Genomic DNA, 540 nt, shown 5'->3' with positions numbered 1-540 from the left:
CGGGGCGGGAGCGGACTCGCCGGGGTGGGGCTGGGGTCAGCCGACGCGGCCGTAGCCGGAGACGCCGTCGAATACCGGGCGCAGATCGAGGATCTTTCCCGGCCGCGGCGAGTCGTACATCATACCGTTGCCGGCGTAGATGCCAATGTGGTAGGCCGGGTAGCCGTAGAACACCAGGTCGCCGGGCTGCGGGTCGCTGACCGGGGTGGCGAAGGACTGCTGCGCGGCGGCGGTCCGCGGCAGCGAGATACCCACCGCCGCGAAGACGTAGCTGGTGAAGCCGGAGCAGTCGAACCCGGCCGGGGTGTTCCCGCCCCACTGGTAGGGCGTGCCAACTAGGCCGGCGGCGATACCGAGGACACCGCCGGTCGGGGCGGGGGCCGCGGCGGGCTCCGGCTGGGACTGGACGGCCGGCTCGGCCGGGGCAGCGGGCTCCGGGGTGGCGGCGCGCTCGTTGGTGCGGCTCGCGCTGGTCTCCTCACGGGCGGAGACCTGCTCGGTGACCTGCTCCTGCTGCGCGGGAGCGGCCTGCTCCTGCTG

1 protein-coding gene is annotated in these 540 nt (G+C 74.1%); it reads right to left on the bottom strand.

Features of this window, described 5'->3' with window-relative positions; genetic code table 11:
- Positions 1-36: 36 nt before the first annotated feature.
- Positions 37-540 (bottom strand): C40 family peptidase (locus Q0795_RS17100; protein WP_298891754.1); only part of this gene is annotated, 504 nt, incomplete at its 5' end.

Origin of the sequence: uncultured Serinicoccus sp., assembly GCF_947487915.1 — a bacterium.
Taxonomy (GTDB): domain Bacteria; phylum Actinomycetota; class Actinomycetes; order Actinomycetales; family Dermatophilaceae; genus Ornithinicoccus.
Note: the sequence above shows the minus strand (reverse complement) of the source record. Positions and strands in the feature narration are given on the sequence as shown.